At 52.5% G+C, this 638-nt stretch carries 1 pseudogene; it reads left to right on the top strand.

The window, feature by feature from the left end:
- Positions 1-638 (top strand): annotated as a pseudogene (locus tag HMPREF3047_RS11520) (hypothetical protein); the annotation flags it as partial.

Raw genomic sequence — 638 nt, 5'->3', positions numbered from 1 at the left:
ACCGTTTGGACGGATTCACACCCGGCGAACGAAGCCTGAGAGCCAGAGCAGATAAGATCTACCAAAACAATCCAAAGGGCAAAGACCTTTACATCCGCTCTTACGAAGCCTATGAATTAAAAGCATACTATCTGGCAGCCAAAGAGATTGTTGTAGGCACATGGGAGAGCATACGCCACCCGTGGGACAATACCATTGTTCCATTGGCCGAAGCCGTTTCCAGTCCCGTGCAAACAGTCAACAAAGTTGTGATGTCCTACGAAAACTGGAAAGCGGTTCGCGACGAAGCATATATCAGCGATCCACAACTTGCAGGCAGAATGGACGCAATGTTTGATGCCCGGGTTGGAGCCAATGCAGCATTTATGGTTGTCAGCGGCGGGACGGCATCTGCCATTGTCCGCTCGCCTGCCGCCGCAAAGGTAGTGAAGAGTGCCGGGAATTTAAGCAAAAAAGGCCTGACTTTAGTTTACATAAACGGCAAACTCAAATTCGGGCCAAGCAGTCTGCCGTCTTCGGCATTGAAAGCGCCTGTTCCCATTGTCCGCAAGGCCGAGGCTCCGCCCGGAAAAGCTGTGCCTGTCGGCGAAGCCCGCATTCCCCAAAGCCCCCAAGCGGTAAAAGGAACAACCGTTACC

The organism is Neisseria sp. HMSC075C10, from assembly GCF_001815615.1.
In the GTDB taxonomy this organism is placed as follows: Bacteria; Pseudomonadota; Gammaproteobacteria; order Burkholderiales; family Neisseriaceae; genus Neisseria; species Neisseria subflava_A.
The sequence above is the reverse complement of the archived record's forward strand: the minus strand, read 5'-3'. Positions and strand labels throughout refer to the sequence as shown.